This window comes from Rhodopirellula maiorica SM1 (assembly GCF_000346295.1).
Classification (GTDB): domain Bacteria; phylum Planctomycetota; class Planctomycetia; order Pirellulales; family Pirellulaceae; genus Novipirellula; species Novipirellula maiorica.
The window spans coordinates 1-3,844 of the sequence record NZ_ANOG01001060.1 but is presented as its reverse complement, the minus strand read 5'-3'; the positions used below and the strand labels follow the sequence as shown (position 1 = coordinate 3,844).

Below are 3,844 nucleotides of genomic sequence, written 5' to 3'. Positions count from 1 at the left end.
GCTTCCTTGACATATTTTTGTCCTCCATCTTTTTGCCGGGCCTGCGGTACGGCGCTTCGTCGATGTCGCGTAAGGACGAGTCGAGTGAGCCGCGATGTTATGTGCGCTCCGTCAACGATTGGCTGCTGAATGAGGCAAAAACATGAGGGGCAAAAAAAGTAGGATACCGTGGGATCGTTCTGCTCCCTGATATATTTTTGACCTCCTTCTTTCTGCCCGCCGGTCACGCGACATAGCGTCGATGAGGCGGATTGCTGTGAAGCTCGCCATCGCGTCGCGAGCTTCACACCTGTTTGAAACGATATGCATTTTCAGGCAGCAAAATTTCGCTGTTGGCTTTTGCCAATGCCGCGTAAAGCTTGCCACGATGGTAGTTGTAATTCTGTGTAATCTGAATCTTCTCGCCCGACTTCATGTACATCATGATCGTGTTGTAGTTGGCATGCTTTTGATGCGTCTGACGGATTTCGGCAATTTCGCTGACCGGAACAGAGAACGAGAATTCCTTAAACAGAGGGTCGGCAATTTCAAAACGGTCGGCGTCGACCGTAATCCGGAACGTTCCGTTTTGTAGCCAAAAATAAATGGCCGCCAACAACAGGCAGAGTTCAACGATCGGCAAGACAATATGGACCCAAGCAAATAACTGTTCGGCTGCCTCAGTCGGCTCGATCAACTTACGGGCGGCACCATACATCAACAACAGCACGACCATGTTCAGCAGCAGGGTGAGCGAGGTTCGCCGCTGCTGCTTTTCGTATCGATAGAGCTGACTCATGCAGGCATTTGTGGATGAAGGGCGGTGCGCGGTCGATCGGCCACATTGTCGATCCGACGTCTGGGGAGTGACGGTAGATACGAGTCCCAGCGTCCTAGTGGCATGACAGGCAAAACACTTCTTGAGGATACACGTTGTTTTCCTATGCGGTCACTGGTTTCTGAAGCGGAGGGGCCATAGCGAGCATTTTTTCCAAACGGACTCCCCCGCCCGTGATCGACTGGCTCCCTCGGTTTGGTGGTGGTCGGATCGTGGTTTGTCCACACCGATGAGACACTAAGCCGCTTGCAAGCGTCAAGCCTAGAGCGTCAAACCGCGGGAGATTGAGCGATGGTCGATCAACATGGTCAATTCGAGGTATGCCGTGGGGAAGTTCATCAACCAATTGTTTCACGTCGGGACATTCGAATGGAAAGATTCGAAGGTAACAGAGAACTGGCGCTGAGTTGTAACGATGAAATCTATTGATTCTCTTTCGCGGGCGAAAAAACGAGGGCATTTGCTGAGACATTTTCGCCGCCTGAGAAGCGGGTGGCATGACGATTGCTCAGTGCGTCGAATCCGCAAGCGTCCCTTCACTTTCTCACTCAGCGGCCAGTACGGGAGTGACCGATCATGTTCTGCGATTAGTTTTGATCGCGGCAGAGGTTTCTATTACGCACAACACATGCAAGACACCGACGACACTGACGAGATGAGCGATCTAAACCGAAAGATTATCATCGCCATCCCGGAAATCGCGGCAGTCATAAAAAAGCACACACAAAACGACTTCAAACATTACAAGACGACCACACTTACCAGGCGAATCCGTCGCCGGATCCTCGTACTGAAACTGTCCTCGGTTGACGAGTACATCGAACGGTTGCAGTCGTCGCGCGAGGAGGTCTTCCGCCTGTTCCGCGACCTGTTAATTAGCGTTACGGCCTTCTTTCGCGACGCCGACGCATTTGATTCGCTCGCACGCGGTGTTTTAACGCCGCTGGTAAATCGGCATGACGGCGATTCGCCACTACGCATCTGGGTACCGGGTTGTGCATCGGGCCAGGAAGCTTATTCGATCGCGATCCTTCTAGCCGAAACCATGCAGCGCTGCGGCAAGCAAGTCAGCGTCCAGATTTTCGCTAGCGATCTCGATGAACGCGCGTTGTCGATCGCGCGATCCGGAGCCTATCCGCTTGAAATTCAGGACGAAGTGACCGCCGAGCGGTTGGAGCGATTTTTTACCAAACGGGGCAAACGCTATTTCGTGAACAAGAACATTCGCGACATGATCGTGTTCTCGGCCCATAACTTGATCAGTGACCCGCCGTTCACAAAGGTCGACCTGATCTCGTGTCGCAATCTGCTGATTTATCTCGGAGCCCATCTGCAAAAGAAACTCATACCGTTGTTTCACTACTCGCTGCAACCGGGTGGGTATCTATTCCTCGGTCCTTCCGAAACCCTCTCTGTCAACCGAGAATTGTTCCGAACTCTGCATACCAAGCATCGGATTTATCAACGACGCGTCACTGCCCTGGATCGTCCTCATACCCTCGAACCCCCTGTGATGAATCTGAATCGATTTGGCAGCCATGCGGATGCGGGCAACAGCGAACTGGACCTGTTCCGATATTCGCAGCAGGTCATCCTAAGTGAGTTCTCGCCGCAATGGATCGTATGCGATGACGAAGGGCAAATACATTCACTCTCATCAGATCCAGCCCCCTTTTTGAAGATCGCGGGCGGCAATTTCAAGAACAACATCATTACGATGGCGCACGAGAACTTGCGCACCGGACTTCGAGCTGCATTTAGCGAATCGAAAGAACATCGACGTCGTGCGCTGTCCGAAGGCATGTCGATCCCGGTCGAAGGTGGCATACAGCGAGTTCATATCACGGTTCAGCCAATGCCTGAAATGGGATCGGATCAAAGTCTGCATCTCGTCGTTTTTCATCGCATCGGCACGCCGCTGCAAGCCAGCATCCATGATGATTCGATCAGGTCGTCGGGGGGCGCAAAACTGCTCGATTCGAAAGCAGGGCAAGTCATCGAACAATTAGAACTGGAACTCTTGCGCGCCCGTGATGCGCTTGAACGTACGGTTCAAGAGTTGGAAGCTTCGAACGAAGAGTTGAAGTCGTCCAATGAAGAATTGCTCTCGATGAATGAAGAGATGCAATCTGCCAACGAAGAATTGGAAACATCCAAAGAGGAATTGCAAACCAGCAACGAGAATCTCGTCCGTAGCAACAATGACATCCAAAATCTGCTCCGCAGCACCAGGATCGCAACGGTTTTTTTGGATGAAGATCTATGCATCCGTAGCTTCACGCCTGCAGTAAAAAAGATTTATGATCTTCGTGAAAGCGATGTGGGACGCAAGCTCACCAAATTTGCGTCGGAGATCGAAGGGATGCCACCTCTTCCCGACCCGCGGTCGTTGGATGATGACGATGAACTCGAACATGTGATCGGACAAATCGCCGGCCGTACCTACATCCGCCGGGTGACCCCCTACCGCGCCTCCGATGGAGAACACGATGGCATCGTGGTCACTTTCAGTGACGTCACAGAACTGAGTGACAGCCAGGAGTTGTTCAAGACACTTGTCGACGTTGCTGCGCAAATTGTATGGACTACGAATGCGGACGGTCGGGTCGTCGAGGATTCACCAAGTTGGCGTGCGTTTACCGGCCAAACCTATGATCAATGGGCCGGCAGCGGTTGGGCAAACGTTGTCCACTGCGACGATCGGGACGCGATCATGCAAGCGTGGAAGCGGTGTGTAGACAACGGTGAAACGCTTGACCACGTGTTTCGTCTACGACATCACAGTGGCGATTACCGTTGGACCCAGGTGCGAGCCGCCCCAACTCGAAACCGCGATGGATCGATCCGGCGTTGGGTTGGCATGAACATCGACGTCCACGACCGGATCATGGCAGAAACGAATTTGCGTCGAAGCGAGGAACTGGTCCGCACTATCGCTGAAAACTCGACTAACGCCTTGATCATGATGGACGAACATGGCTACTTGACCTATTGCAATCAAGCATGCCTCGAGATGACTGGTTTTGA

At 52.5% G+C, this 3,844-nt stretch carries 3 protein-coding genes; 2 read left to right on the top strand and 1 reads right to left on the bottom strand.

The window, feature by feature from the left end:
- Positions 1-283: 283 nt before the first annotated feature.
- The gene (locus RMSM_RS34355) at positions 284-778 is read right to left on the bottom strand and encodes a hypothetical protein (RefSeq protein ID WP_008708605.1); all 495 of its coding nucleotides are present in this window, start codon (positions 776-778) and stop codon (positions 284-286) included.
- 536 nt (positions 779-1,314) lie between these two features.
- On the opposite strand from RMSM_RS34355, the gene RMSM_RS44025 reads away from it, so the two are divergent.
- Positions 1,315-1,476, top strand: coding sequence for a hypothetical protein (locus RMSM_RS44025; RefSeq protein WP_160168436.1), 162 nt, complete (start codon positions 1,315-1,317; stop codon positions 1,474-1,476).
- The coding region (locus RMSM_RS34350) for a CheR family methyltransferase (RefSeq protein WP_008708604.1) at positions 1,446-3,844 on the top strand (2,399 nt) is incomplete at its 3' end. The genes RMSM_RS44025 and RMSM_RS34350, both read left to right, overlap by 31 nt.

What these genes read in the sequence shown, in the direction of transcription:
- RMSM_RS44025 (WP_160168436.1), top strand. Translation starts at nt 1,315, where the DNA reads ATGACGATTGCTCAGTGCGTCGAATCCGCAAGCGTCCCTTCACTTTCT.
- RMSM_RS34355 (WP_008708605.1), bottom strand. Translation starts at nt 778, where the DNA reads ATGAGTCAGCTCTATCGATACGAAAAGCAGCAGCGGCGAACCTCGCTC.